At 71.0% G+C, this 24,723-nt stretch carries 25 protein-coding genes; 11 read left to right on the forward strand and 14 right to left on the reverse strand.

Translation table 11 applies throughout. The features are described 5' to 3' along the window. Positions 1-161 precede the first annotated feature (161 nt). Positions 162-1,628 carry an endo-1,4-beta-xylanase gene (locus tag MILUP08_RS22295; protein ID WP_007461825.1) on the reverse strand — a complete coding sequence of 489 codons (1,467 nt, stop codon included), beginning with the start codon at positions 1,626-1,628 and terminating at the stop codon, positions 162-164. A 605-nt stretch (positions 1,629-2,233) separates the two neighbouring features. Between MILUP08_RS22295 and MILUP08_RS22300 the strand changes: the two genes are divergently transcribed. Both MILUP08_RS22300 and MILUP08_RS33945 read left to right on the forward strand, forming a co-directional pair. After that, positions 2,234-3,022 carry a hypothetical protein gene (locus MILUP08_RS22300; RefSeq protein WP_007461828.1) on the forward strand — a complete coding sequence of 263 codons (789 nt, stop codon included), beginning with the start codon at positions 2,234-2,236 and terminating at the stop codon, positions 3,020-3,022. Positions 3,023-3,034: 12 nt separating this feature from the next. Next, on the forward strand, positions 3,035-3,316 hold the full coding sequence (locus tag MILUP08_RS33945) for a hypothetical protein (RefSeq protein WP_007461831.1): 282 nt from the start codon (positions 3,035-3,037) through the stop codon (positions 3,314-3,316). A 57-nt stretch (positions 3,317-3,373) separates the two neighbouring features. Here MILUP08_RS33945 and MILUP08_RS22305 read toward each other — a convergent pair whose 3' ends face one another. Together MILUP08_RS22305 and MILUP08_RS22310 are read right to left on the reverse strand one after the other, a co-directional pair. Further along, positions 3,374-3,976 (reverse strand): histidine phosphatase family protein, encoded by a 603-nt coding sequence (locus tag MILUP08_RS22305; RefSeq protein WP_007461833.1) that lies wholly within the window; start codon positions 3,974-3,976, stop codon positions 3,374-3,376. Between the two features lie 9 nt (positions 3,977-3,985). Beyond that, a complete protein-coding gene (locus tag MILUP08_RS22310) occupies positions 3,986-4,630 on the reverse strand; it encodes a helix-turn-helix domain-containing protein (protein WP_039908563.1) in 645 nt (214 codons plus the stop codon). Between the two features lie 94 nt (positions 4,631-4,724). On the opposite strand from MILUP08_RS22310, the gene MILUP08_RS22315 reads away from it, so the two are divergent. Next, positions 4,725-5,855 carry a PEP/pyruvate-binding domain-containing protein gene (locus MILUP08_RS22315; RefSeq protein WP_007461837.1) on the forward strand — a complete coding sequence of 377 codons (1,131 nt, stop codon included), beginning with the start codon at positions 4,725-4,727 and terminating at the stop codon, positions 5,853-5,855. 64 nt (positions 5,856-5,919) lie between these two features. Here MILUP08_RS22315 and MILUP08_RS34775 read toward each other — a convergent pair whose 3' ends face one another. The 4 genes from MILUP08_RS34775 to MILUP08_RS35465 all read right to left on the reverse strand — a co-directional run bounded on the left by MILUP08_RS34775 (position 5,920) and on the right by MILUP08_RS35465 (position 9,884). Next, positions 5,920-6,843 carry a peptidase inhibitor family I36 protein gene (locus MILUP08_RS34775; RefSeq protein WP_007461839.1) on the reverse strand — a complete coding sequence of 308 codons (924 nt, stop codon included), beginning with the start codon at positions 6,841-6,843 and terminating at the stop codon, positions 5,920-5,922. A gap of 6 nt (positions 6,844-6,849) precedes the next feature. Further along, complete coding sequence (locus MILUP08_RS22325; RefSeq protein WP_007461843.1) at positions 6,850-7,734, reverse strand: peptidase inhibitor family I36 protein; 885 nt, start codon at positions 7,732-7,734, stop codon at positions 6,850-6,852. 34 nt (positions 7,735-7,768) lie between these two features. Further along, on the reverse strand, positions 7,769-8,623 hold the full coding sequence (locus MILUP08_RS22330; protein ID WP_007461845.1) for a peptidoglycan-binding domain-containing protein: 855 nt from the start codon (positions 8,621-8,623) through the stop codon (positions 7,769-7,771). A 217-nt stretch (positions 8,624-8,840) separates the two neighbouring features. Beyond that, positions 8,841-9,884 (reverse strand): NBR1-Ig-like domain-containing protein, encoded by a 1,044-nt coding sequence (locus MILUP08_RS35465; protein ID WP_007461847.1) that lies wholly within the window; start codon positions 9,882-9,884, stop codon positions 8,841-8,843. Positions 9,885-10,022: 138 nt separating this feature from the next. Here MILUP08_RS35465 and MILUP08_RS33955 point away from each other — a divergent pair, with 138 nt between their 5' ends. Beyond that, positions 10,023-10,439, forward strand: coding sequence for a hypothetical protein (locus MILUP08_RS33955; RefSeq protein WP_007461851.1), 417 nt, complete (start codon positions 10,023-10,025; stop codon positions 10,437-10,439). 115 nt (positions 10,440-10,554) lie between these two features. Here the strand turns inward: MILUP08_RS33955 and MILUP08_RS22345 are convergent, their stop codons facing one another. The 5 genes from MILUP08_RS22345 to MILUP08_RS33960 all read right to left on the reverse strand — a co-directional run bounded on the left by MILUP08_RS22345 (position 10,555) and on the right by MILUP08_RS33960 (position 13,955). Continuing rightward, positions 10,555-11,133, reverse strand: coding sequence for a dihydrofolate reductase family protein (locus tag MILUP08_RS22345; protein ID WP_007461853.1), 579 nt, complete (start codon positions 11,131-11,133; stop codon positions 10,555-10,557). Further along, complete coding sequence (locus tag MILUP08_RS22350) at positions 11,130-12,329, reverse strand: RNA polymerase sigma factor (RefSeq protein WP_007461856.1); 1,200 nt, start codon at positions 12,327-12,329, stop codon at positions 11,130-11,132. The genes MILUP08_RS22345 and MILUP08_RS22350 overlap by 4 nt, the downstream gene beginning before the upstream one ends. 19 nt (positions 12,330-12,348) lie before the next feature. Beyond that, positions 12,349-12,702, reverse strand: coding sequence for a YciI family protein (locus MILUP08_RS22355; RefSeq protein WP_007461860.1), 354 nt, complete (start codon positions 12,700-12,702; stop codon positions 12,349-12,351). A 39-nt stretch (positions 12,703-12,741) separates the two neighbouring features. After that, complete coding sequence (locus MILUP08_RS22360) at positions 12,742-13,152, reverse strand: DUF6069 family protein (protein ID WP_007461862.1); 411 nt, start codon at positions 13,150-13,152, stop codon at positions 12,742-12,744. A gap of 152 nt (positions 13,153-13,304) precedes the next feature. Continuing rightward, on the reverse strand, positions 13,305-13,955 hold the full coding sequence (locus MILUP08_RS33960; RefSeq protein ID WP_007461864.1) for a TMEM175 family protein: 651 nt from the start codon (positions 13,953-13,955) through the stop codon (positions 13,305-13,307). Positions 13,956-14,213: 258 nt separating this feature from the next. Between MILUP08_RS33960 and MILUP08_RS22370 the strand changes: the two genes are divergently transcribed. After that, the gene (locus MILUP08_RS22370) at positions 14,214-15,698 is read left to right on the forward strand and encodes a DUF1996 domain-containing protein (protein ID WP_007461879.1); all 1,485 of its coding nucleotides are present in this window, start codon (positions 14,214-14,216) and stop codon (positions 15,696-15,698) included. Positions 15,699-15,868: 170 nt separating this feature from the next. Then, positions 15,869-16,954, forward strand: a complete 1,086-nt coding sequence (locus tag MILUP08_RS22375) for a hypothetical protein (protein WP_007461881.1) — start codon at positions 15,869-15,871, stop codon at positions 16,952-16,954. 178 nt (positions 16,955-17,132) lie between these two features. Here the strand turns inward: MILUP08_RS22375 and MILUP08_RS22380 are convergent, their stop codons facing one another. Further along, complete coding sequence (locus tag MILUP08_RS22380) at positions 17,133-18,614, reverse strand: hypothetical protein (RefSeq protein WP_039906448.1); 1,482 nt, start codon at positions 18,612-18,614, stop codon at positions 17,133-17,135. Positions 18,615-18,961: 347 nt separating this feature from the next. Here MILUP08_RS22380 and MILUP08_RS22385 point away from each other — a divergent pair, with 347 nt between their 5' ends. Together MILUP08_RS22385 and MILUP08_RS22390 are read left to right on the forward strand one after the other, a co-directional pair. Then, positions 18,962-20,521, forward strand: coding sequence for an MFS transporter (locus MILUP08_RS22385; protein WP_039908572.1), 1,560 nt, complete (start codon positions 18,962-18,964; stop codon positions 20,519-20,521). Between the two features lie 41 nt (positions 20,522-20,562). Beyond that, a complete protein-coding gene (locus MILUP08_RS22390) occupies positions 20,563-21,201 on the forward strand; it encodes a TetR family transcriptional regulator (RefSeq protein ID WP_007461887.1) in 639 nt (212 codons plus the stop codon). A gap of 161 nt (positions 21,202-21,362) precedes the next feature. Here MILUP08_RS22390 and MILUP08_RS22395 read toward each other — a convergent pair whose 3' ends face one another. After that, positions 21,363-21,797, reverse strand: coding sequence for a glutaredoxin domain-containing protein (locus tag MILUP08_RS22395; RefSeq protein ID WP_007461888.1), 435 nt, complete (start codon positions 21,795-21,797; stop codon positions 21,363-21,365). Positions 21,798-22,625: 828 nt separating this feature from the next. Here MILUP08_RS22395 and MILUP08_RS35470 point away from each other — a divergent pair. The 3 genes from MILUP08_RS35470 to MILUP08_RS22410 all read left to right on the forward strand — a co-directional run bounded on the left by MILUP08_RS35470 (position 22,626) and on the right by MILUP08_RS22410 (position 24,720). After that, the gene (locus tag MILUP08_RS35470) at positions 22,626-23,207 is read left to right on the forward strand and encodes a hypothetical protein (RefSeq protein ID WP_144056990.1); all 582 of its coding nucleotides are present in this window, start codon (positions 22,626-22,628) and stop codon (positions 23,205-23,207) included. Positions 23,208-23,408: 201 nt separating this feature from the next. Then, a complete protein-coding gene (locus MILUP08_RS22405) occupies positions 23,409-24,014 on the forward strand; it encodes a response regulator transcription factor (protein WP_039906450.1) in 606 nt (201 codons plus the stop codon). 121 nt (positions 24,015-24,135) lie between these two features. Beyond that, the gene (locus MILUP08_RS22410) at positions 24,136-24,720 is read left to right on the forward strand and encodes a response regulator transcription factor (RefSeq protein ID WP_007461895.1); all 585 of its coding nucleotides are present in this window, start codon (positions 24,136-24,138) and stop codon (positions 24,718-24,720) included. The last annotated feature ends 3 nt before the right edge of the window (positions 24,721-24,723 follow it).

A 24,723-nucleotide genomic window follows, 5' to 3' on the forward strand; every position in this document is an offset into this window, starting at 1 on the left:
CTCTCCAATAGTGTCGGCCTTGTCCATCCGCTGTCCGAAACGTGGATGCGCAGGCACCGGGTTCAACGGCCGCGTACCAACGGGCGTCACGGTCAGCGGCGACGGTGGCGCGGACGAGGTGCGTCCGCGCCACCGCGCTGCCGGTTCAGTGGGTCAGGAGGCTACCCGACACGGACCAGCTGCCACTGCTGGTTGGTGCCGCCCCAGTCGGCGTACTGCACGACGTTGCCGCCGTCGGCCGTGGACGAGCCCTGCACCTCGACGGCCTTGCCGCTGTTGCGGTTGATCAGGCGCAGGTAGCCACCGGAGGAGTCGGCCAGCCGGAACTGCTGGTTGGTGCCGTTGCCGTCGCTCCACTGCACGACCGGCGCGGAGTCGGCGGTGGAGCGGTTGGCGACGTCAAGCACCTTGCCGGAGTTGCGGGACTTCAGCCGGTAGTAGCCGCTGCCGGAGTCCACGAACTGCCACTGCTGCCATGCTCCGTCGTTACGGGCCCACTGGTCGATCCGCGCGCCGTCGGTGGTCGACCGCTCGTACACGTCGAGCGCCTTACCGCTGTTGCGGTTCACCAACACGTACCAGGCGGTGGTGTCCACCCCGGTGCCCGGCGGGGGCGTGGTGGGGTTGGTGCTGCCTCCGTTGAGGGCGTTGAGGACGGAGGTGTACGCCGCCTTCTTGTTGCCCGATCCGTCGAACAGCAGCGCGTTGTCGCTACCGCGCCACGAGTCGCTGTCCCGGACGCCCCACGTGGTGATGCCGGTGCAGCGCGACACCGCCATGCAGGCGCGGGTCACCGAGCCGTAGATGTTGGCCTGGTTGGAGCCGGTCATCACGTCCAGCTCGGTGATCTGCACGTCGACGCCGAGGTCGGCGAAGCGCTGGAGGTTGGCCTGGTAGTCACCGGCCAACGTGGTGCCCAGGTGGGACTGGAAGCCGACGCAGTCGATCGGGACGCCGCGGGACTTGAAGTCGCGCACCATGTTGTAGATGCCGGTGGACTTCGCGTTGATCCCGTCGGTGTTGTAGTCGTTGTAGCAGAGCTTCGCGCCCGGGTCGGCGGCGCGGGCGGCGCGGAACGCCGCCTCGATCCAGTCGTTGCCGGTGCGCTGCAGGTTCGAGTCCCGCCGGCCGCCGCTGCCACCGTCGGCGAACGCCTCGTTCACCACGTCCCAGGCGTAGATCTTGCCCCGGAAGTGGGTGGCGACCTGGGTGACGTGGTTGATCGCGGCGTTGCGCAGCGCCGTGCCGGACATGCCCTGCGCCCACGGCGGCTGCTGGGCGTGCCACAACAGCGCGTGCCCCCGCACGCTCATGCCGTTGGCCTGGGCGTGACTGACGAGGCGGTCACCACCGGTGTAGCTGAACTGACCCTGGGACCGCTCGGTGGCGTCCCACTTCATCTCGTTCTCGGGGGTGACGCTGTTGAACTCGCTGTTGAGGATGCCGACGTACTGGCTGTTGGAGAGCTTGCCCGTCGCGACGGCGGCACCGAAGTAGCGGCCCTTCTCGGCCGCCGACGCCTTCAACGTCGTTCCGGCGCTGGCCATGGGCGCCAGCGCCACAGTCATACCCGCAGTCAGTGCGACCGCGAGGGTCGCCGTCGCCAGCAGAGCTTTCTTGGGTCTCATGTCGTTCCTTCTCAGTGGTTGCATCGGTGGTGGTGATGTGCCACGTCACTCAGGACGAACGGGTCCCGACGGCGGTCGCCGGCTTGAGCCAAGGAATCCGGGACGGTCATCCTGGGCACCTCGCAGCGGCGCACGCAGCCTGGCCGGCGCACGCCGGCAACCCGCGACTCCTGAGACGACGTCCGCTGCCCGGGGACGCCGTGCGTCGAGGCGCGACCGCGGGACTCGCCCGGTGAGCCACCGACGCCGCCACCTCTCCATCGAGAGTGAGCGATAACATGCTGTTCGTCAAGACGTAACGAGCCGGCCACATGGCCGCTCGACCGAATCGGTTCGCGAAGCGTGCCTCATCGCCACCTGTCGACGTCCGGGCGCGATCGGGTCGACGATCCGTGCCGCACCGACGTTCCGGGTGCACCGCGCGACGGCCTTGTTATCGCTCACAGTCCAGGTCACCTGCCCCGCGTACCGCCGGGGAACCGAGCGGGAATGCGCGTGCCGCTCGCGCCGGGCGGCGCGGGACCGCCGCGGTGGCCGCGGATCGGCCCGCGACAGGTGTAGCCCGAGTTGCCGGGGGGCAACAGTCCGCGCATGGGTGGGACGGCGTGAGGCGGCCGAAGCGGTGTCTGCCGCAGTCGGCGCTCTGCGCAGCGGCGTTCGGGGCGGCAGCACTGGGGGCGGCGGCCCTCGGCGTGGCCCTGGGCGCCGAGCCCGCGTACGCCGATCCGTCGCCGTCGCCGACCAACGGCCCGCCGGCGGAGGACGGCCCCGCAGCCGGCATCGTCGGGGCGCTGCTGCGCGACGCGGTCGACACGCGGCTGGACATCGACCTGCCCCTGCCGACCGCCCTCCCCGTGCCGACCGCCCTCCCCGTGCCGACAGCCGTTCCCCTGCCCCTGCCGACCGCCACCGATGCGCCGTCGGTCGAACCGTCGACCGCCGCGCCGACCCGACGACCCCGTGCGCGACGGTCGGCCCCGCCGCCGGCCGCGCCCGTCGCCTCGGCCCCGCCGGCCGCACGCACCACCGCGCGGCCGCCGTCGACCCACGTGACGGCGGCGGGTGCCGGCCTTCCCGGCACCGCCAACGGTCGCGTGCCGGCTCGAACGCCTGCGACGACGGCCGCCCAACCGCTGCCGGCGCCACCTCCTCCCGCCGGACCGCTCCCGGTGCCACGGGCGCTGGTGCCGGCATTCGCGTCCGCACCCGCCGGAAACGGTGCCGGTGGGCTCGACCAGGCGGCGTCGGCGACCGACGGACCACCGCCCGTCGCGACGCTGCACCGGGGGCGCGCCGTCGTCCCCTTCGACAGCCACGCCGCAGGTCGACCCGTGGAGCGGGGTCCCCCGCCGCCACGGCAGCTCCTGATCTTCCACCCGCGTCCGCGACGTTGATCAGGAGAGATCATGGAACTAGCCGTTATCTGGGTACCCGCCGACATCGAGCCGTCGGAACACGCCATCACGAGGTGTCTCGACCACCTGCGCCGACATGACTACCGGTTGAACGGGATCATGCGGGCATCGTGGGAGAGGGTCGAACAGAAGATGATCGACGGGGAGGTGGACGTCGTCGTGATCGCCGACCTCGGCCATCTTCCGCCGGACCGGTCGCCCCGGATCGAGGTGGCCGCCCCGGTGTCGAGCGCCGACGAGGTCCGCCCGGTGTCCGGCACACAGCTCGGCTGACACGACGAAGCGCCCCGTCCAGATCTGGACGGGGCGCTTCGTCGACTGCTGCTCGGCTCACGGTCGGGTGGCCACGCCGAATCCGGTCCAGCGCAGGTCACCCGAGAGGTGGCTCTGGTCGTTGAACATGACCAGGGTGGGCGACAGGCCGGCCCGGTACTCGATCACGGTGAGCCCGGTGTTCGCGGACTCCAGGCCGAGCCACCGGGTGGACGGGGCATCCAGCGCGTGCCGCACCAGCCACGCTATCGGGTACGCGTGCGTGACCAGCACCTCGTGGGAGTCGGGCTCGGTGCGCTCGGGCGCTGTGGCGAACCGCGTCACGAGGCTCTGCGCCGTTCGTCTGCCGGCCGAGGCCTCGGCCTCGTCGAAGCCGTCGAAGAAGCCGGCCCAGGCGCCGGGCATCTCGTGCGCGTCCGGCACGTACGGCACGTGATCGACGAGTTCGGCCGCCTCGGCCACCGGCACATCCGGCAGGTGCCGGGCGATCTCCCGCGCGCTCGCGGCGGCCCGCGGCAGCATCGAGTGCCACACCGCGTCGATCGGTAGCCGGGCGAGCCGCCGCCCGAGAAGGTCGGCCTGTTGGTGTCCCGCGTCGGTGAGTTCGCCGAAGGCGTCCGCCGATCCGTGTCGCGCCAGGTAGAGATATCGGGTGGACACCCACGGAACCTACCCGTTCTCCGGCTCGCCGCCGCGGGCGATTCCGAGCGTCGACAGCAGATCCTCGTGCAGCTCCATCCACACGGCGTGACACGACGCGACGCCGACCCCGGCCACCCACTGCCCCTCCCCCGCGCGGGCTCGCCGAAGGGCGGCGTCGAACCGGTCGGCGTGGTCGCCGAACCGAGCCAGTACGGCGGTGAGCCCGCCGACCAACGGGGTCAGCTCCGCGCCGATCGCCGTGAGCTCGGTCAGCACCCGGGCGTCCCACTGTGGGTCGCCGTGGTCGTTGGCCGCCAACCGGTCGCCCCCGGTGGGCCGCAACTGCCAGTCGGTGCAGGCCCGCACCAACCGTCCGTTGAGTGCCTCGAACTCCTTGTGCGCCCGCTCGACGGCCTCCCGCGCGCCGGCCTGGTCGAGTTCCTCGCCGAGTCTGCGGGAGTCCTCGTCGCGGCCGCGCTCGGTGAGCGTCCACCCGCTGGTGGCCCCGAATTCCACGTGCGTCACCCACCCGTAGGCTTCGAAGTCCCGCAGAAGCTCGGAGGCAGTGTCGAGGTCGATGCCGAGGCGGCGGGCGACTGCCTCGTCGCTGGCCATCCCGATCACCCGCACCGCGTGCAGAACGCGCAGATCCGGTGCTGAGTCATGCGTCATGCCGATGAGCATTCAACCCCGCGCACGAGGCGTCAAAGCGGCACGCATGATCGTGACGCGCCGCTAGGATGCACGGGTCCGAGGGGGGAAGCGGGTGCTGATCGACCTGGCCGACGCCGACGTCGCGACGTCCGGCGGCAAGGCGGCGCTGCTGGCCCAGCTCCTCCGGGCGGGGCTACCGGTCCCGCCCGGCTTCGTGGTGCCGACCGCCGCCTACGAGCAGGCGGCCGGCGACCTTCCCGCCACACTGGCCGCCGAGATCGCCCGGGCGCTGCCCCGGATCGGCGACGGTCACCTCGCCGTGCGCTCCTCGGCGACCGGTGAGGACACCGCCCGCGCCACCGCCGCCGGGCAGCACGACACCTACCTGGGCGTACGCGGCCCCGATCAGGTGACCGATGCCGTACGCCGATGCTGGGCGTCGTTGTGGTCCGACCGTGCCGTCGCGTACCGGCGCCGGCAGCGCGACACCGCGCCGCCGTCCATCGCCGTGCTGGTGCAGCGCCTGGTGGACGCGGACGTGGCCGGGGTGCTGTTCACCGGCGACGAGATCCGGCTGGAGGCGTCCTGGGGGCTGGGCGAGAGCGTCGTGAGCGGCCGTGTCACCCCGGACTCCTGGGTGGTGTCGGGCGGCGCCGTCACCCACCGGTCACTCGGCACGAAGAAGACCCGCGTCGACCGTACGACCACCCGCGACGTCGAGCAGGCCGACCAGGATCGCTTCTGCCTCAGCGACGACGAGGTCACCCGACTCGCGCAGATCGGCCGGCAGGTCGCCGACCTGCTGGGCGGCCCGCAGGACATCGAGTGGGCGATCGCCGGCTCCCGGATCTGGATCCTCCAGTCGCGCCCGGTCACCGCCGCCCTCCCCACGGTGCCGACGCTCGCCCCCGCGGAGCGCAGAACCCTCACGGGTACGCCCGGAAGTGACGCTGTCGCCACCGGACCGGCGCGCGTGGTGCGCGGCACCGCCGACTTCGCCCGCGTCCGGCCCGGTGACGTCCTCGTGTGTCGCACCACCGACCCGTCCTGGACTCCGCTGTTCGGCGTCGTCGCCGCTGTCGTCACCGAGATCGGCGGCCTGCTCTCGCACGCCGCGATCGTCGCCCGCGAGCAGGGCATCCCGGCCGTCCTGGCGATCCCGGGCGCGACGACGGCCCTCGGCGACGGCACGCTGCTGAGGGTGGACGGAAGCGCCGGCACCGTCGACCGCCTCGATTCCTGAGCCGAGGGATGCCGAGCGTGCCGCCCGCCGCGGGTGCGGCGGGCGGCACGGTTGACGCGGAACGTCAGGAGACGACCACGTCGCGGTAGTAGTAGCGCAGGATCGTCTGGTAGCTCTTGCCCGCGTTCGCCTGGTCACGCGAGCCGTACTGCGACAGCCAGTCCCCGTCCACCCAGCCACCGCACGCCGTCGTGGTCGCGCAGTAGTGGGCCTGCAGGATGTTCCCGCTCCGGGTCATCCGGGTCGACCAGGTGTTGTCCACCGCGGCGGACGTCGACGCCTGCGCCGACGACGGCCGGTAGACCTGGTCACCGGTGTCGTCCCGGACGTCGTAGCACTGGCCGCCGGAGGTCTTCCGGGTCGAGTGCAACGCCCAGTACCAGCCGTAGCTCTTGACGGCCACGGCACCGGCCTCCAGCGAGGCTCGCGGCCAGCTCGTGATCCACTCGTTCGGGAGGACGTTCTTGACGTACGTCTTGAAGTCGACCCGGTCGACGCGCCCGAGACCCACCCGGTAGACGAGGATGGTGCTCGGCAGCTTCGTGTTGGTGCCGTCGGTGCTGCAGCCCGTCGCCCCGCTCACCAGCTCGTGCGAGGCGTTGTTGTTCTTCAGCGTGGCGTTGAGGTTGCCCTTCGCCCCGGCCGCGAAGTCCTGGGTCGCACCGGCGAAGTTGCTGTTGAAGTAGACCCGCACGGTCTTGCCGGTCCGGTTCCACACCGACGCCGCGTTGTTCTTCACGCACAGGCCCTTGCCGGCGCCCGTGCCCTTGAAGTCGTAGCAGGTCGGTTGGGTCGTGCCGTAGTCGTCCAGGGAGTCGGTGAAGTCGGAGACCGAGCCGGCCTGGTTGCTGTTGTAGTAGTAGCAGAACTCGCCGCTGTCGCAGGTTCCGTCCCGTCCGGCCGCCGCTGCCGGCGAGGCGACACTCAGGATGGAGGTGGACATGGCAAGGACGGCGCCGACGATGGCGAGGCTCTTGCGGATATTCACGACGTCCTACTTCTCGTTGTAGCCCTGGGAGTTCCAGAACGCGGTCGGGTCGGCGTTGTCCAGGGTGGGGTCGCCGACGCTGACGGCCGCGTGGGTCTGCCGGCCGGCACGGACCTCGACGTGGGTGTGCGCGCCCGAGCTGGAGGACACCCCGTGCCACGACTCGTCGGCGATGATCTCGCCCTTGCTGATGGCGTCGCCCACGCTCACCCCGGACCTCGGCGCGGTGTGCAGGTAGATCACCGTCTTGTTGGACGAGGAGTTGTAGACGGAGATCGTGGACAGGCCGCCGCTGCCGGTGCTGCCCCGCGCGACGTAGGTGACAGTTCCGGAGACCACCGCGTGCACGTCCGAGCCCACGCTGCGGGCGATGTCGATGCCCTCGTGCCGGCCGGGGGTGGTGGTGTAGCCGTCGAAGCCGCACGTTACCGAACCGCCGCTGGCCTGGTACAGGGCGTACGACAGGTTCGTGCGCGTCGACGGCGAGAACTGGTGCGAGGCGTTGTTGTTCTTCAGCGTGGCGTTGAGGTTGCCCTTCGCGCCGGCCGCGAAGTCCTGGTAAGAACCGGCGTAGCCGCTGTTGTAGTAGACGCGTACGGTCTTGGTGCTGCGGTTCCAGACCGAGGCGGCCTCGTTCTTGATGCACAGGCCCTTGCCGGCGCCGGCGCCCTTGAAGTCGTAGCACGAGGGCTGCTCGGTGCCGTAGTCGTCGAGCGAACCGGTGAAGTCCGAGATCGACCCCGCGTTGTCGCTGTTGTAGTAGTAGCAGAACTCGCCACTGTCGCAGACCCCGTCTCGGGCCGCCGCCGATGCGGGCGATGCGACGCCGAGGATCGAGGTGGTCGCGGCCAGCGCGATGCCGGCGGCCGCGAGGCTCTTACGGATGTTCATGGTGTCCTTTCCGAAGACGGTGAGGGGGTGCGGGTCACTGCCCGCGCTGATACTGCTCCCAGGTCTGGATCGGGATCCGGGGGCCGTCGTCCGGGCCACGGTTGGCCAGGCCGTTCATGCCGAGGTAGTAGTCGCCGACCTGGTGCTGCGCCTGACTGGACAGATCCGTGTCGTTGATCGCCGTGGCGTGGATGTGCCACGGCCAGTCACCCTGACTCGGGTCACGGACCCAGGCCGCGAAGCCGACCTGGCGCAGAGCCCTGGCGACGGCGGTGCGCTTCGCCGCGGTCATGCCGGCGACCGAGATGTCCACGACACCCCCGCCGTCGTGCGTACCGGCCGAGGTCGGGTCACCTCCGGGGTTGTACGAGCCCTGCTCGAGCACCAGGGTGCGACCGAGCAGACGCTGGGCCTCGGCCAGCATCGCCTGGGTGCGGGCATTGACGACGTACCCGTCACGCTGAACCTTCGCGCCCGGGCCGATCGTGTTGCCGACGGTGTAGCGGTTCAGCCCGAGCTTCGTCAGCGACGTCGTGCCGGGCAGCCCGTTCGCGGCCAGGCCGGTGTAGCCGAGCGAGCGCTGGTAGGCCGCGTACGCCGCGACGGTCACGGTGCCGAAGTAGCCGTCGACCCACTGCGCGTCCAGCAGATTCCTGGCCTGGAGCGCCTGCTCCACGGCGAGTACGGAGCTCTTCGCACCCGGCGTCAGGGTGTTGTCGGCACGCCGGGGGTCGATCTGGGCGGCCAGGACGGTGGCCTCCATGTCCACGACGGGCCGCGCTGCTGTCGCGACGGTCCGCTGCGCGGTGGCGCCGGATGCCGGGTGGGCCGGGACGCCGACGGCCACGCAGAGCGCGGCGAGCCCGACGGTTAACCAGGGACGGCGCAAGACGGGTCCTCCTCGTAGCTGGTGAGTCGTTCTCGGTTCGACATCACCCTGCGAGAAGTGCCCTGCTGTTCGGTACCCCGGTGCCGTGTCAGATTCGTCAGATAGCCATTGACCTCGGCGAACGTGGCGTTGTCAGGTTGGGCCAGGCCCGCACCTGACACCGTGCGTTCGCGTCCGGACGCCGCTTGACGGCGACCCGGAGCCCGGGAACCGACCCTCAGGCGGTCACGGTGACCATGAAGTACACCGGCCGGCGGGTGGGGAAGTACTCCCGCCCGGTCTCGTCGACCATCTTCCAACTGACCCAGCACTTGCCGGGGCGGCTCGGCGCGGTGACCCGAACGCGGATCATCACCTGCTCGCCGGGCGGCGTGTCACCGATCGGCACCCGATCGGGTGTCCGGCAACCGGCGCCGTCGGCAGCGGGGTCCATTCGCGCCAGGAACCGGTTGTGCCAGTCGACCTTCCCCACGTTCGCGAGGGCCCACACCTTGTCGAACTGGGCGTTCACCTTCACCTGGGTACCGTCGGGGATGGTGACGTCGGCGACGAACTTGCTCGCGTCCCCGGGAATCAACGAGTCCGAGAACGCCGACGCCGACGCCGACGCCGACGACGGTGACGGTGACGCCGACGGGGTGTCGGAGTCGGCCGGGGACGACCGACCGCGGCCGTTCACGGCCAGGACAGCGGCCATCGCCACCACCAGCACCACCGCTGCGGCGTTGAGCCACGGCAGCCGGCCCCGCCGCGTACTCTCGACATCATCCTCGGCCTGCGGGTACTCCACGGTCGTCAGCGCGCCCTGACCCTTTGACGCGGACGCGTCGACTCCCGACACGGCGGGCCCGTGGGCCGCCGAAGTGCCCAGGCCGCCGGACGTCTCGACTCCGGTCTGTGTTCCGTCGACGGTGGTTGGGCTGCCGGCCCCGGTCGGGAAGTCGGCGACGACCGGCGCGAGGCCGCCCGCCGGGACGGTGTGGCTCTCCCCGGGGCGCTGCGCGTCCTCCCATCGGCGCCGCCACTGGGCCTCGTCCGCCTCGCAGGCTCGGACGAACTCCCGCGTGGTCTCCCAGGACGGGAACCTGGTCCCGGCGGCTGCCTCGTGCAACGTGGTGTGCGAGATCCGGCCCGACCGCCCCGCCATCTTGCGGAATGACGGGTCTCCCGCTGCTCTCCGGAGTGCCCGCAACTGTTCGGCGAACCTCTCGGCAGCCTGTCTGTCCTGAATCGACTCCTCGGCGGCACGCTGGTCCTTCATCACTCCCCCATGTCAGACGCCTTCGTCAGGCGTTGTCAGAGCGTGTCAGAGGCTACCGAACGAGCCGTGGAGACCATCAATGTGGTGCACCGACGACACCGGGGATCGACGGTCCCGGTGCATTGAAGGAGGTCACCGATGAAGAGCCTTTCCCGACGCGGCGTAAGAATCCTCGCGGCCGCCGGGCTGGCTGTGCCCGCGACGTTGGCATTCGCCGGACCCGCCCACGCCGAGACCAACCCGCGCTGCGCGGGTTCGGTCCAGATCGGCGCGACGGCGTACGTCACCGTCGGCGGACAGACCGCCGCATCCGTCAAGCAGTACAAGGGCTGTGGCAAGAACTACGCGTACACGTACGTGTGGCAGCAGTACCGGGCCAGCCACGGCTCGTACCAGGTCTGCACCTCGATCGTCACCGGCAGCACGCTGCGCGACCTGCAGTGTTCGAGCGGCCCCGACGTCTGGTCGCTGGGTGCCAACACGTTGACGGTGTGCACCCGGGCCCTCGGTGGGATCTCGGACGTGGCGCAGAAGGAGACCGAAGTGCGCTGCTGACCGGCGCCGTCGACGCGTGGTGACGCGGTCGGGTGGTCACCCGAGCGGCGTGGCCCGCGGGTGATGGTGGTGTGGCCCGTGCCGGCCACACCACCGCCCCGGGTGCAGGGACGACTCAGGTGTGCAGGGTGGGTCGGTAGGTGAACTCCTGGGTGCGACCGTCGAGCGTCCGGCTCTCGATCAGCTCCAGGTCGTAGTCGGCCGTCCCGTGGAAGATCGGCTCCGTCCCGGTCTGACCGGTGACCACCGGAAAGAGCGTCACCTGGACGAAGTCGACCAGGCCGGCGGCCAGCAGTGCCCGGTTCATCGAGAGGCTGCCGTGCGAGCGCAACGGCACCTCGGACTCCTTCTTGAGCCGGGCGACGACGTCGACGGCGTCACCGCGCTCGACGGTTCCGTCCGGCCAGTCGAGGGGCCCCTGCACCGTGTTCGACACGACAGTCGCCGGAAGGTTGATCATGCGGTTGACCCAGGCGTCCCGGACCTCGGACTCCTCGGTGCTGGCAGCCAGCATCCCCGCGAACATGCGGTACGTGCTGGCGCCGAAGACCATCCGGTGGTCCTCGCCGTACGTGGCGAGGCGGCGCTCCAGCAGCTCCGGGCCCTGCTTACCCCAGTAGCCGCCCCAGTTGCCCGTGGTGCTGCCGAAGCCGTCGAGGCTGGTGAAGACGTCGAAGGTGTAGGTGGCGGTCATGATGATCTCCTTGGGTGGGTGAGTTCGGTACGACGAGTCCGCAGGAAGGCCCGCTCGGTCTCGTTGCTGGTCAGTGCGATGGCCTGGTCGTAGGCGGCTCGGGCCTCCCCGTCGCGGCCGAGCCGGGCCAGCAGCTCGGCCCGGGTGGCGGGCAGCCGGTGGTAGCCCGGGAGGTCGACGTCCTCCAACGCGGCGAGGGCCATCGCCGGCCCGTGCACCTCGGCGACCGCGACCGCCCGGTTGAGCGCGACGACAGAGGTCGGCGCGAGCGCGAGGAGCTGGTCGTACAGCGCCAGGACCTGCGGCCAGTCGGTGGCCGCGCCGTCGGTGTGCACCGCGCCGATCGCGGCCTGGATCTGGTACGGGCCGGGACGGTTACGCCGCAGGCAGCGGCGGACCAGGTCGTGGCCCTCGGCGATGAGCGCCCGGTTCCACAGTGACCGGTCCTGGTCGCGCAGGAGCACGAGGTCGCCGGTCGGGCCGAGCCGGGCCGGACGACGTGCCTCGGTCAGCAACAGCAGGGCGAGCAGGCCCAGAACCTCGGGCTCGTCGGGCATCAACGCGGCCAGCTCGCGGGCGAGCCGGATCGCCTCGGCGCACAGGTCCGTCCTGATCAGCGGCCCGGCGGTGGAGGCATAGCCCTCGTTGAACATCAGGTAGAGCACGGTGAGCACGGGCGGCAGCCGGTCCGGCAGCTCATGTTCGGCGGGCACCCGGTACGGAATGGCGGCATCCCGGATCTTCTTCTTCGCGCGCACGATCCGCTGTGCGATTGTCGATTCCTGCACCAGGTAGGCCCGGGCGATCTCCGGTACCTCGAGACCGCCGAGCAGACGGAGCGTCAGGGCCGTCCGCGCGTCCGGGGCGAGCGCCGGGTGGCAGCAGGTGAAGATGAGTCGCAACTGGTCGTCCTTCACCGGTCCCACCTCCTGGGGCTCGTCCTGTTGGTGGAGCAGCAGGGCCTGGGCGTGCCGGGCCTCGCGGGTGGACTCCCTGCGGAGCCGGTCGACGGCCCGGTTGCGGGCGGTCGTCACGATCCAGGCGCCGGGGTTGGGCGGCAGGGTCTGCCACTTCTGCACTGCGGTGGTGAAGGCGTCCTGGACGGCCTCCTCGGCGAGGTTGATGTCACCGAGGAGGCGGGTCAGGGTGGCGACGCAGCGGCCGTACTCCGCGCGGTAGACGCTCGCCAGGTCCATGTCGGCCGACGGCTCCGGCTCAGGCCTGGGACAGGTCGTCGAACGGGCGCACCTCGACCGGGCCGCAGGCCGCCGCGCACCTCTCGGCCCAGGCCAGCGCCGCGTCCAGGTCGGCGCACTTGATCACCCAGAATCCGGCGATGTGTTCCTTCGTCTCGGCGAACGGCCCGTCGCTCATGGAGGTGGCGCCGTTCTCGACCCGGACGACCGTGGCGCTGTCGGGGGACGTGAGCCCTCCGGCGAAGACCCAGGCGCCCGCCGCCCGCATGTCGTCGATGATCCGACCGGTCTCCCGGAACATGATCTGGGTTTCCTCGTCGGAGGGCGTCGGCGCGCCCTCGACGTCGTGCACGGACAGCAGGTACTGCTTCATGGTGATCCTCCGATAGCTCGACGGTGGGACGGGAAGAGGTCAGGCGGCCAGTCGGCGCGCGACGGCCGGGATCACGATCGCGGCCGCGACCAGGTGGGTGAGCATCAGCAGCGCCCTGGTGGGCGTCCCGGCGTCGACGAGCACGTCCGGCACCAGGGACAGGACCGTCAACACCACAGTCGTACGGACGAACGCGCGCCGCGGACGCCGCGCGAGACGGGACAGCAGCACGGCGAGGAGCACGCCGACCGACGAGAAGACAGCGGTCAGCACGCCGAACCCCGTGACCGGGATCGGGGCGCCACTCACGTCGAGGCTGATCCCGGCCGCCTGGCCGGCGGCGGCGAGGGCCATGGTGGCGGCGCTCGCGGCGACAGTGGCGAGCACACCGGCCCGGATCAGCGCGCCGAAGGCCGTGTTGGTGCGGGTGGTCTGCGCGGTGGTGGTCATCGTGCCCTCCAGCGGGTGCGTGGCCCGTCTCGATGCCGGGCCCTCACCATGGCTACGAAGAGAGCCGGCCCCGATCGACAGCCACGCCCACACTATTTTGACGACCTCGACGCCGGTGTCCGCCGAGCCGGCCCCGGGTCGACGGGTCCGGTTCAGCCGGGACGGTCGGTGGTCCTGTCGTCCTCGCCGTACTCGCCGCGGATGGGCAGGTAGTAGGCGGGCAGGAAGGCCGCGATGACGGCGACGCCCGCGATCGGCACGAACGCGCCGACGAGGATGCCGCCGCCGATCCAGACCAGCGCGAATGCGTACCGACGACCGATGGCCCGGACGCCGAACGGGCCGAGGCTGGGGTCCAGGAGTTTCGCCCGGCGAAGGTGTGCCCAGATGACGTTGAACAGGGCCGCTGCCGCCCACAGTGTGCTGCCGTAGACGACGACCGCCGTGCGCAGCCCCTGCTCCGCGCGGAGCGCGTCGGCGAGCAGCGACGTGGAGAACGGCAGGAACGCGATGACCATCAGGAGCAGCGTGTTGAGGAACAGGACCGGACGGTCGACGTGCCGGACCCGGTCGAACATGACGTGATGATTCACCCACACCTGCCCGACGAGCAGGAAGCTCAGCGCGTACCCCAGGTACGACGGCCACAACGCCCCGAGACCCGGCAGGAGACGCCCGAAGTCCTTCGGCGGTTGGATCTCCAGCACGAGAAGCGTCACGGCGATGGCGAAGACACCGTCACTGAAGGCGACCAGCCGCCCCGGCTGGCGCGTCAGCCGAGGAGTGCCGGGTCGCGACGACATGCCTCCCAGTATCTGATCGGAACACGATTCGTTACCGTGAAATCCGTAATCGGCGGAGCGAGGCCGCCTTCGCGGAGTTAAAACAAACTTAAGGCTGCGCGGGCGAAAAACTGTTATCCGGAGCCGAGAAGGCGGCCACCAGGAGACCTGCTCACGACCCTCCTTAATTCTTTTTCCGCACGTTGATGCGGGCTCTGGACGTGCACATACTTCATCCCGACAGGAGCGTTATCGCCAACTCGAAGGAAACCACTGGCAATGCGGACTCCCCCCGCGCATGTCGTACCGCCGGACCGGGCGCGAAAGCGCCGTCGCCTCGCCCGCACCACGCTCGCCGCCGCGGTCGTCGCCGCGCTGGGCGGCAGCGCCATCTACATCGCCGGCGCCCAGGCCGAAGAGGTGGCCGTGCCCGGCCGGGTCCAGGCGGAGGCATTCGCCGCGCAGTCCGGTGCGCAGACCGAGAGCACCGGCGACACCGACGGCGGCAGGAACGTCGGCTGGCTGGCCGACGGCGACTGGCTGCGGTACGACAACGTGTCGATAACCGGCGCCGACCTGACGGCCCGGGTCGCGGCACTCAACACCACCGGCGGAACCGTGGAGTTGCACCTCGGCACGCAGAACGGTCAACTGCTTGCCAGCTTCCCGATCGCCTCGACCGGCGGCTGGCAGAAGTGGACGACAGTCACCGCGAAGGCGTCAAGCGTGCCGGCCGGCGCGCAGACCGTCTTCGCCGTCCTGAAGAGCATCGGCACGGCGGACTTCGTGAATCTGAACTGGTTCACGTTCGGGCCGGCGACGGCCACGACGCCGAGCGCCTCCACCGCACCGAGCGCGTCGTCCGCGCCGAGTTCCAGCCCGTCGGCGTCCCCGTCGGGCGCTCCGGCCGGCGGCGGCTGGGTGCCTGTCGACCAGGCCAGGTGGAGCAGGGAACTGGCTGCCTTCAACGCGATCACGCCGAAGGCGGTCCCGGCGGGCACCACCCGTGTCCCGGAATTCCACACCGACTGCGATCTCGCCAACTCGGCGCCCGACGACCCGATCGTCCTGCCCGGCCTGGCGGGCGCCTCGCACATGCACACGTTCTTCGGCCCCAGGGTCGACGCCTTCACCACCACCGACAAGCTGCTCTCCTCGACGACCACCTGCAACGCCCCCGGTGACCTGAGCGCCTACTGGGTCCCCGAACTGCGCAAGGACGGCAAGCCCGTTCCGATGAAGAGCTTCCGGGTCTACTACGGCTCGCGGGTCAAGGACCCGTCGACGGTCAAGCCCTTCCCGCCGGGCCTGCGGGTGGTCGAGGGCGACGCCAAGAAGCAGGTCGACACCCCGAAGAACGCCGGCAGCAACCAGTTCTGGTGCGCGGGCAGCGCCGAGATCGGCCGCAGCGCCGACGGCAACTGGCCGGTCTGTGCCCCCGGCGGCAACCTGATCTTCCAGTTGGTCTTCAAGGACTGCTGGGACGGCAAGAACATCGACTCGCCCGATCACAAGTCGCACATGGGCGACCCCGTCAACGGCGTCTGCACCGGCAAGTACCCGGTGGCGGTGCCCGATCTCTCCTTCATGGTCAACTACCAGTCGCTGGGCGGGGACGGTCTCAGCCTCGCCTCTGGCAAGCCGTCCTCGATGCACGGCGACTTCATGAACGCCTGGGAGCCCGACCACCTGGGCGCCCTGGTGAAGTCCTGCCTCAACCAGAACGCCAAGTGCGGGGTGGAACCGACGTTCGCCGGCGGCTGACCCGCGCCCGCGCACACCCACCGGACGGCCCCCACGCCCAGGCGAGGGGGCCGTCCGCTCGATTCCGGGTGGCTGACACCCGACACCGGCGCACCTGGTAGCCGACTGTGACCATCACGTCACCACGCGCAGACTCCTCCCCGACACGTCCCTGTCGACTGGAGGAACAGATGCGTCTCCGATCGTTCGTCACCGCCGCGCTGGCCGCCGTCCTGGCCGCCGGCGCACTCACACCGCCGACGCCGGCCGCCGCGGCCACCGCCGACCGCTGGGGGTTCGCGTACGTGCAGGACCCCACGGTGCCGGTCTGGACCGTGCTGGACACCAGCCGACAGTGGGGTAGCTGGAAGACCGCGTTCCCGGCCGCCTGGGCCACCGGCGTCAAGCTCGCGCCCGGCCGGTTCCAGGTCCGCTTCCCACAGGTGGGCGCCAGCTCGCGGGGCGTGCCCCACGTGACACCGGTGAACCGGACCGGGCACTACTGCGAGGTGGTTCGCTGGTTCCAGTCCGGCACCGACGAGATCGTCGACGTGCAGTGCCACAGGCCCGGCGGCACGCGCGAGGACACCCCGTTCACCGTGCTCTGGACGACAAGCTCCGGCGTACTGCCGGCCGGCACCTCCCACGCGTACGTGCAGTGGGGCGGCGGCGTGGTGGTGCAGTCGTACAACTCCACCGGCGTGGGAAACACGGTCGGGCCACTGGGGGTCGGGCAGTACCTGGTGCGGCTGCCCGGGGTGGGGCTGGCCGGGGTGCTCGCCGGCAACGTGCAGGTCACCGCCGTGCAGCCGAACGCCGGCCCTCGCCGCTGCAAGGTCTACTCCTGGACCGCCGTCGGCAGCGACGTGCAGGTGTACGTCTTCTGCTACGACCAGGCCGGTGCGTTCGTCAACACCGACTTCGCCCTGTCGTACCACCGCCGACGGCCGGTGATCGGCTCCCTCGCCCCGCCGTCGCGCTTCGGCTACCTCGGCACCGCAGTCGGCGGGCCGACAAACGACAACTCGGTGCTCGGCGTCGGCGCGAACACGGTGGCGGCGCTGGCGCCCGCCGGCCGCTACCTGGCGACGTTCCCGCAGATCGGCCTCAAGGAGACCCACGTCCAGGTGGTGGCGCAGGGCGCCGGCAGCAACTACTGCCACCTCACCCAACCGTGGACGTACGCCACAAACGCCGACGTCGACGTGATCTGCTTCGACAACGCCGGTGTGGTCACCCCGCACCGCTTCCTGGCCACCTTCACCTCCCGGCTCTGACGCGACGACCGCGCCGGCGGTGGCCGCTCACGGTCGCCGCCGGCCGGACGAAGCCGCTCTGACGTACGCATCCGGTCCCGCCCCGGTCCGATCTGGTGATCGAGCCGGAGCGGGACCGGATGCCCCCGTACCGCTGTCGGTCGCGCTGGACCACTCGGCAAGCTGGCCGAGGAGCCGGTCAGCCGAAGCAGTTGTCGACGGGCGGTGCGCTTGGCGTGCAGTTGGTGGGCCGGTTGCCGCTGACGACCGACTTTTCGTCCACGGTGGCCTGGCCGCCGTCGTTGAAGATCCCGCCCGGCGCCAGGACGGAGATGTTCTCCGTGACCCTGGACTCGGTCAGGGTGACGGTGCCCCCGTTGTAGATGCCGCCTGCCTGCGAGTTCGTGCCGAACGCCTTGTTGCGGCTGACCTCCGTGTGCCGCAGGACGACGACGCCGCTGCCGACGTAGACGCCGCCGCCGTTCTCGATGCTGCTGTTCGTGCTGGCGGCGTTCTCACTGATCTGGACGTCCTCGGCCACGAACTGACCGATCTGGTTGAAGATCCCGCCGCCGCGTTGACCGGCGTTGTTGCGGCCGATCTTGCTGTGCTCCAGGTGGAAGACGCCGTCGCTGAAGATTCCGCCGCCCTCGCTGCCGGTCGCGTTCTCGGTGACCTCGATGTTCCGGGCCGTGGTGGTGGCGTTGATGCCGCTGCGGATGCCACCACCCCGGAAGCCGGCGGTGTTGTGGTGGACGCGGACGTCCTCGAGCACCGCGACGCTTGAGTTCGACAGGCCACCACCCGTGCCACCGAGCGGCAGGACGTTGAAGATTCCGATCGTGCTGTTGTCGCTGAGCCTGGCGTTCCGCACGGTGAGGTTGCCGTTGTTGTAGACGCCCCCACCGTCGAACTGGGAACCGTTGTCGCTGATCCTGCTCTCGTCGTCCCCGTGCTTGTCGTCCCCGTGCTTGTCGCCGCTCTTGCCGTCCCGGCCCTTGTCCGCGCCGTGGTCGCTCCGGCCGAGGATGCTGGTGTCACCGAAGTTGGCGATCCCGCCGCCCAATCCGTTGGTGTGGTTGAAGACCACGTCGATGTTCTCGAGGGTGGCCCGGCCGCCGATGTCGATCCGGATGCCGCCCCCACCACCGCCGATCCCACTCGTGTCCTCGCCGCCCTTGATGGTGACGTCGCGCAGCTTCAGGTCTCCTCCGGCGCCCACCTCGAGGATCCGGAACGGTGTGGCGGTGGCCGCGCGGACGATCGTGGATCCTCTCCCGTCGATCGCGATCGGCTGAGTGACGAGCGGCAGGCCGATGGGACCGTGGGGCACGGGCGGCTGCGGCGCGGACGCGTTGAGCGTGTAGGTGCACCTCTCGGCGAGCCTGAGCTTCGCCCCGTGGCCGGCGTTCGCGCTGACGAGCGCCGCAATCAACTCGTTCGCGCCGCAGGGTACGTCCCGGACGTCGCCGTCCTCGCCGCTCCAGTTGTCGTCGCCCTTGTGGCCCTTGTCGTCGCGACCGCCGCGCCCTCCGTCGTCGTCGCCTCCCGTCCGGCTGCTTCCGCTGAGGACCTGCTCTCCGACGTTGAGCAGGCTGCCGCCGCCGGCCGCGAACGCTCCGGTCACGCCTGCCGGCGCCCCGACGGCGGCCAGGCCGGCCACCCCGGTCAGTCCGGCCACGCCGGCGACGAGCCAGCGCGCCCGTCGCTTCCTCGACCGTGGTGGTTGATCTGCCGCTGGATCGCTGGCGTTCGGGTGTCGATGGTTGGACATACCTGGCCCTTCTCCGTACACCATGTCTCTGCACGTCACAGTTGGTGCAGACAGCGACAAATCGGTTGCCGCACCCACGGGGAACGTAGCCGAGCAGAACTCGCATTAACCGGTCTTATGCGAAGAAGTCCTACATTCGGTGCAGGTCGCCACGTCGATCGTCACGCACCGCCGCGCCCATCGCCCGCTTGCGTTCGGCAACCGCTACACGTTAGCTTCTAACATGTTAGTAGCTAACTTAACGGGGTGGGATGATGAGGACGCGCATTGATCGCCGCTGGTGGATGCTCCTCGCCGTCTGCCTGGCCGTACTGGTGCTGAGTCTCGACTTCACGGTCCTGAACGTGGCCCTTCCCAGCATCTCCAGCTCCCTGGGCGCCGGCACCGCCGAGCTGCAGTGGATCGTCGACGCCTACTCGCTGGCGATCGCCGGTGCGATGCTGCCCTCCGGTGCGATCGCCGACCGCATCGGCCGCAAGAAGGTCATGCTGGCCGGGCTCGGCCTGTTCTTCGTCGCCTCGTTCGCCGCCGCCCTGTCGGAGACGGCAGGCCAGTTGATCGCGGCCCGCGCCGTGCTGGGTGTCGGATCGGCCATCATCCTGCCGCTGACCCCCGCGCTGGTCGTCACGACCTTCTCCGGCCGTGAGCGCACCCGGGCCATGGCCGTCTTCACGGCCGCGGTCGGCGCCGGAATGCCGTTGGGGCCGATCGTCGGCGGCGCCCTGCTCGAACGCTACTCGTGGAGTTCGGTCTTCTGGATCAACGTGCCGATCCTGACGATCGCGTTCGCGGCCGGCCTGTTGCTGATCGACGAGACGCGCAGCGAGACGCCGCGCCGGCTGGACGTCGTCGGCAGCATCCTGGCCGTCGTCGCCACGGTCGCTCTGGTGTACGGCGTCATCCGCGGCCCCGGGTCGGGCTGGTCGGACGGTCTGACCATCGCCCTGCTGATCGGCGCGGTGCTGGCGATCGCGCTGTTCGTGGCCTGGGAACGGCGCGTCGCCCACCCACTGATGCAGCTCCGGCTGTTCCGCAGGCCGCAGTTCACCTGGAACACCGTCGCCATCATGATCGTCGCCTTTGCGCTCGCCGGCGTGATCTTCGTGGTCCCTCTCTACCTACAGGCGGTCCGGGGCTTCGACCCGCTCGGCACCGGCCTACGGATCATCCCGATGATGGCCGGCCTCCTGGTGTCGGGCGCCCTGGCCACCAGCCTGGACCGCAGGTTCGGCGGAAAGGTCATCGTGATCACGGGCCTGGTGGTGATGGGCGCCGGGCTGCTCCTGCTCACCCGGGTCGACGACGCCAGCGGGTACGGGTGGCTGGCGATCGGCCTCGCCGGGTGCGGGTTCGGCGTCGGCGCGGTGATGGCCACCTCCCTGGAGGCGGCGGTCGGCTCGGTCGGTGACGACGAGGCCGGCAGCGGCTCGGCGGTGGTGAACACGCTGCGCCAGGTCGGTAGCGCCGTGGCGGTGGCCGCGATGGGCAGCGTGCTGTCCGGCGTCTATCAGAAGGATCTCGATCCGGCGCTCGGCGGGCTGCCGTCCGCCGCGGCCGATGCGGCGAAGGAGTCGGTGTTCGGCGCGGCCGCCGTCGCGGAGACGCTCGGACCGTCGGGTTCCGCGCTGTTGCGCTCCGCCCACCTGGCGTACGTCGATGGGATGTCGATGGTCATGTGGTGCTGCTTCGGCCTCGCCGTGGTCGGCGCGGCGCTCTGCCTGGCCTTCCTGCCGGAACGCGAACCGCTCGCATCGGTGCCACCTCGTGCAGACGACGAATCCCCGGTGCGTACCGCCACGCGGAGCAACGGTTAGGCTGCCCCGGTATCCCGACGAATCCGCCGAATGAGCCCTCTGTGAGCAGCACCGACGCGTCCCGGGCCGCCGGATCCGACTGGCGCCGCGAGAAACGGGAGCGCACCCGTCGGCTGCTCCAGCAGCATGCCATGCGGCTGTTCCTGGAGAAGGGTTTCGAGGCCACGACGGTCGAGGAGATCGCGGCCGCCGCCGGCGTCTCCCACATGACGTTCTTCCGCTACTTCCCCACCAAGGAGGACGCGGCGCTCGAGGACGACTACGACCCGATGATCGCCGACCTGATCGCCGAACGGCCGGCCGACGAGCCCGCCATCGACAAGATTCGGCACGCTCTCACGCACGGGCTCAACCAGCTCTACGACAGCGAACGGGACGTGCTGCTGGCGCGGATGCGGCTGGTCTACCGGACGCCCGCGCTGCGGGCCGGCACCGGGTCGCGTCGCGACGCCGACCAGCGACTGCTCATCGAGGCGCTGGCGCCCACCGCCGACGGATCCCGAGCCGGGTTGCACCTGCGGGTCGTGGTCGCGGCAGCCCTGGCGGCCACCACGGAGGCCATCCGGTACTGGGCGGAGAGCAACGGCGCCGACGACCTGCGCCACCTCATCAACGAGGCCTTCGACGCGCTGCGCGCGGAGTTGACGCACGAGGCGCCGGTCGACGAGTCCGCCGACTGACCCTGCGCGCAGCGGCCGCCGCGTGGTCGACCACGGCAGCCACCGCCGCGCCCACGCGTTCCACCTCAGCGCACAGCGCCGCGACTGTCTCTCCGACATCGCGGGCGCTCCGCCCGGTCACCATCCCGTCGTTCATGCCCGACCTCCGCTCACCGAGCGTGTCAGGACGAGCGGATCTGCTCGCGCAGCCAGGCCCGATCGGGGTTCACCACGGCCCGACCGCTGAGCACGACGGTCGGCACCGTCTCGTTGCCGCCGATTATCGCCCGGACGGCGGCCGCACCCGCCGGATCCAGCCAGATGTCCACCCAGTGTGCCCGCCGGGCGAGCCGGCCAAGCGAGAACCGGAGCTGAAGGCAGTAGCGACAGCCGGGGCGCCAGTACACGACTGGTCGTCCGTCCGCCGCGCTGGCCCGTTGCGCCATGGCCGCGCCCGCCGAGCGGGGGAAGGCCCACGGCGACAACGACAGCGCCAGCACCAGGAGGATCAGGAACTCGACGCCGCCGACCACGGGTAACCCGGCGGCCAGTTGGGCCACCAGGACCACCAGGCCGAAGGTCGCCATCACGACCGCCAGGGTCCACCGCCGCGCCACGCTGGGGACACTACCGGCGGACGAGCGGATTCGCGTTCTCGCCGACCTGGTCGGGACCTCGGTTCGCACCGTGGGCGGCCGGCATCTTCCCGCCGAGGTCGCGCCAACGTGATGGCCGAGTCCGATTGACGACTGACAGGCATCACCAGATGCGAATACGTAAGTGCGTCGCTACTATGGGTCAGCAATCCAGAGGGGAAGGGGGGTCGTGCCGGCGTGCGAAGTCCCGTCAACGGAACCGCGACGATGTCTGCGCCAAGCCGATCGGCTCCGCTCGTGGCCGGCCGACTGCGCAGGCTCGCCCGGCGGATGGTGCTGATCGCGGCTGCCGTCGGGGCCGGTTTCCTGCTGGCCGCCCTGTTCCAGGAGCCGGCCGCCGCCGACGGGATACGCGACCGCGTCGGCGACGAGCCTCATCGGCAGCTCCACGCTCTGGTCGAGCCGCTCACGCGACTCACAGTCACCGAGCGCTCCGAGGATGCGCGTCCGCGCGTCGTACGGGCCGACACACCCCGCCATGATCGTCCCGGCGCCCCGCTGGCAGGGGCGGTCGGCAGTGTCGTCGCCCCCCGCGGCGTGACACTCCCGGCAGTGCCTCGTCGGTCGACGCACGCATCGCGCGGGTCCGTGCCGCTGCCTCGGGTCGGCGCCACTGTCCCGGCCGGCACCACCGAGCGCCCACGGCTCCGGCCCGTCTCCCCGGCACCCGCGGCTCATCGCCCCGTTCGCCACGGGCAACCGTCCCGGCCGGCCGCTGATCCGGCGCCGCGGCCGGCCTCCGTCGCGGCCGATGCGTCCGCGCTGCCCGTACCGGCCGGTTCTCTCGCGGTGGGCCTGATCACCGCCCCTCTGCCGCACGTCGTCGACATCGTGCGCACGGCGCCGATCCAGTCGGTCATCATCGCGCTCGTCCGTGTCATCGACGCCGTCCTCCCGCCCGCTCTCCGGGCGGTGATCCCTCCGGCGACACCTCCGCTTACTGCTCCCCGAGCACCCGGGCCGGCCGAGGTGCCGGTGACCGGCTCGCCACCGGTGGCGGCCGTGCCGACACCGCCGGCGGACTCCGCGCTGCCGCCCGTCCCCGCCGGGTGCGTGGCCGTACGCGCCACGGCGCCCCCTCCTCCCTCTGCGCCGCCGCCGATGTCCGTCGCCGGCCCCGCGGGTCCCACGGCCTCGACGGGGCACCACGCCACACGCCCTGCCCCGCTGGCCGTGGCCGCCGGCTATCCCGTCCGACCCGTCGCGCCGGTCGACCAGGACGCCGCCGGCGTCAACGACAGGTCGACGCCGGGGCCGGGTCTGATCCGGCCGGCCGACCGGCAGTTGCCCGTCGGCACCGGGGTGCCCTGCGCACTCGTGCCACTCCTCGTCGAGAGCCGCGCTCCGTCCGCGATCGCCCGCCCGGGCTGAGGCCTGCCGACCGCGCCAGGTGGCCGACCGACCCGCTCGGTTCCGCCCGCTGGCCCGGTCGATCAGTGCCCGTGCCCGTCTGCCATGACGGCGCCGCGGGCCCATGCCTGTCCGTCCGTCGCGCACGACCGCCCTGACCAGCCCGTGGACGTTCCGGGATCGGTGGCCGGTGTGACGCGTACCTGAGATCGGAGAAACGTGGTGATCCACGTTGTCGTCGCCGAGGACATGGGTTTGCTTCGCGGTGCGCTCTGCGCCGCGCTGTCGGGTGAGGAGGACATGAAGGTGGTCGCCGACGTCGAGGGTGTCGGCGAGTTGTTGACGGTGGTCCGCCGGTGCAGACCCCAGGTGGTCGTGCTGGCGCTGACACCGGAGTCGCCCGACCCGGTGGAGGTGGTCGCCCGGATCAGCGCCGAGGCGCCGCACGCGGCCGTGCTGGCGATGAGCCCCCGGTGGAGCCCCGCCCTGGTGGAGGCGGCGCTGGCGGCCGGCGCACGCGGCCTGGTCGGGAAGGACAGCTCTCTGGTGGAGCTGGTGCGGGCGATCCGCGCGCTCGCTGCCGGGGAACGGGCGATCGATCCGGCCGCCGCGGTGGCGGTGCTGAGCCCTCCGGAGATCCCGTTGACAGCGCGGGAGATGGACGTGCTGCGGATGGCGGCCGAGGGTCTGCCCCTGAAGGAGATCGCGTCCCGCCTCTTCCTGGCACACGGGACGGTGCGCAACCACCTGTCGGTGATCCTGCGCAAGACCGGGGCTCGCAACCGGTTGGAAGCGGTGTGGCGCGCGCGAAGTAACGGCTGGTTGTAGCCGTCGGAGGGCGGGTCCGGCGGAGGGCCCCGGACCCGCCCCTCTCGCCGTGCGGGTTATACGGAGGCGTGTTTGAATATTGACGTTGTGTGATCGCCATCGCAGTACGGGAAGGTTCATCGTGATCCGTACCCTGCTCGCCTTGGACGGCGCCCTGGTCCTGGGCGCGCTGTCGTTCGTCCTCGCCGCCGAGGACGACATCCGTGTCGTGGCGGAGGTCGATCGCGGCGACGCGGTCTCCGCGGCCGTCCACGCCCAACGCCCCGACGTCGTCGTGGCCGACCTCGACGTGGTCGAGGGACTCGATCCGAGCCGCCTCGGCCGGTGCCCCGTCCTGGTGCTGGCCCACCCACAGCGGGCACGGCGACTGCGCGGCCTGCTCTGCCCCACCCGGACGGTCGGCATCCTGCGCAGCGACGCGGGCCCCCAGCGGGTCATCGACGGCATCCGCCGGCTCGCCCGCCGGGAGCCGGTGCTCGACGCGGATCTCGTCGTCGCGGCGCTGCGCTCGAACGGCCCGCTGACCAGCCGTGAGACGGAGGTGTTGACGCTGACCGCCGCCGGGGCGCCGGTCGCGGAGGTGGCGGCGTCGCTCGGGCTCAGCCGAGGCACCGTCCGCAACCATCTCGGTCGGATCACCCGCAAGGTGGGTGCCCGCACCCGGGTGGAGGCCGTGCGGATGGCGGGCGAGGCAGGCTGGATCTGACGC

Source organism: Micromonospora lupini str. Lupac 08 (assembly GCF_000297395.2).
Classification (GTDB): Bacteria; Actinomycetota; Actinomycetes; order Mycobacteriales; family Micromonosporaceae; genus Micromonospora; species Micromonospora lupini.

Excerpts from the sequence above, each read along its gene's own strand:
- MILUP08_RS22295 (WP_007461825.1), bottom strand. The coding sequence starts at position 1,628 with ATGAGACCCAAGAAAGCTCTGCTGGCGACGGCGACCCTCGCGGTCGCA.
- MILUP08_RS33945 (WP_007461831.1), top strand. The coding sequence starts at position 3,035 with ATGGAACTAGCCGTTATCTGGGTACCCGCCGACATCGAGCCGTCGGAA.
- MILUP08_RS22310 (WP_039908563.1), bottom strand. The coding sequence starts at position 4,630 with ATGACGCATGACTCAGCACCGGATCTGCGCGTTCTGCACGCGGTGCGG.
- MILUP08_RS22325 (WP_007461843.1), bottom strand. The coding sequence starts at position 7,734 with ATGAACATCCGTAAGAGCCTCGCGGCCGCCGGCATCGCGCTGGCCGCG.
- MILUP08_RS35465 (WP_007461847.1), bottom strand. The coding sequence starts at position 9,884 with ATGAAGGACCAGCGTGCCGCCGAGGAGTCGATTCAGGACAGACAGGCT.
- MILUP08_RS33955 (WP_007461851.1), top strand. The coding sequence starts at position 10,023 with ATGAAGAGCCTTTCCCGACGCGGCGTAAGAATCCTCGCGGCCGCCGGG.
- MILUP08_RS22345 (WP_007461853.1), bottom strand. The coding sequence starts at position 11,133 with ATGACCGCCACCTACACCTTCGACGTCTTCACCAGCCTCGACGGCTTC.
- MILUP08_RS22350 (WP_007461856.1), bottom strand. The coding sequence starts at position 12,329 with ATGGACCTGGCGAGCGTCTACCGCGCGGAGTACGGCCGCTGCGTCGCC.
- MILUP08_RS22355 (WP_007461860.1), bottom strand. The coding sequence starts at position 12,702 with ATGAAGCAGTACCTGCTGTCCGTGCACGACGTCGAGGGCGCGCCGACG.
- MILUP08_RS22360 (WP_007461862.1), bottom strand. The coding sequence starts at position 13,152 with ATGACCACCACCGCGCAGACCACCCGCACCAACACGGCCTTCGGCGCG.
- MILUP08_RS33960 (WP_007461864.1), bottom strand. The coding sequence starts at position 13,955 with ATGTCGTCGCGACCCGGCACTCCTCGGCTGACGCGCCAGCCGGGGCGG.
- MILUP08_RS22370 (WP_007461879.1), top strand. The coding sequence starts at position 14,214 with ATGCGGACTCCCCCCGCGCATGTCGTACCGCCGGACCGGGCGCGAAAG.
- MILUP08_RS22375 (WP_007461881.1), top strand. The coding sequence starts at position 15,869 with ATGCGTCTCCGATCGTTCGTCACCGCCGCGCTGGCCGCCGTCCTGGCC.
- MILUP08_RS22385 (WP_039908572.1), top strand. The coding sequence starts at position 18,962 with ATGAGGACGCGCATTGATCGCCGCTGGTGGATGCTCCTCGCCGTCTGC.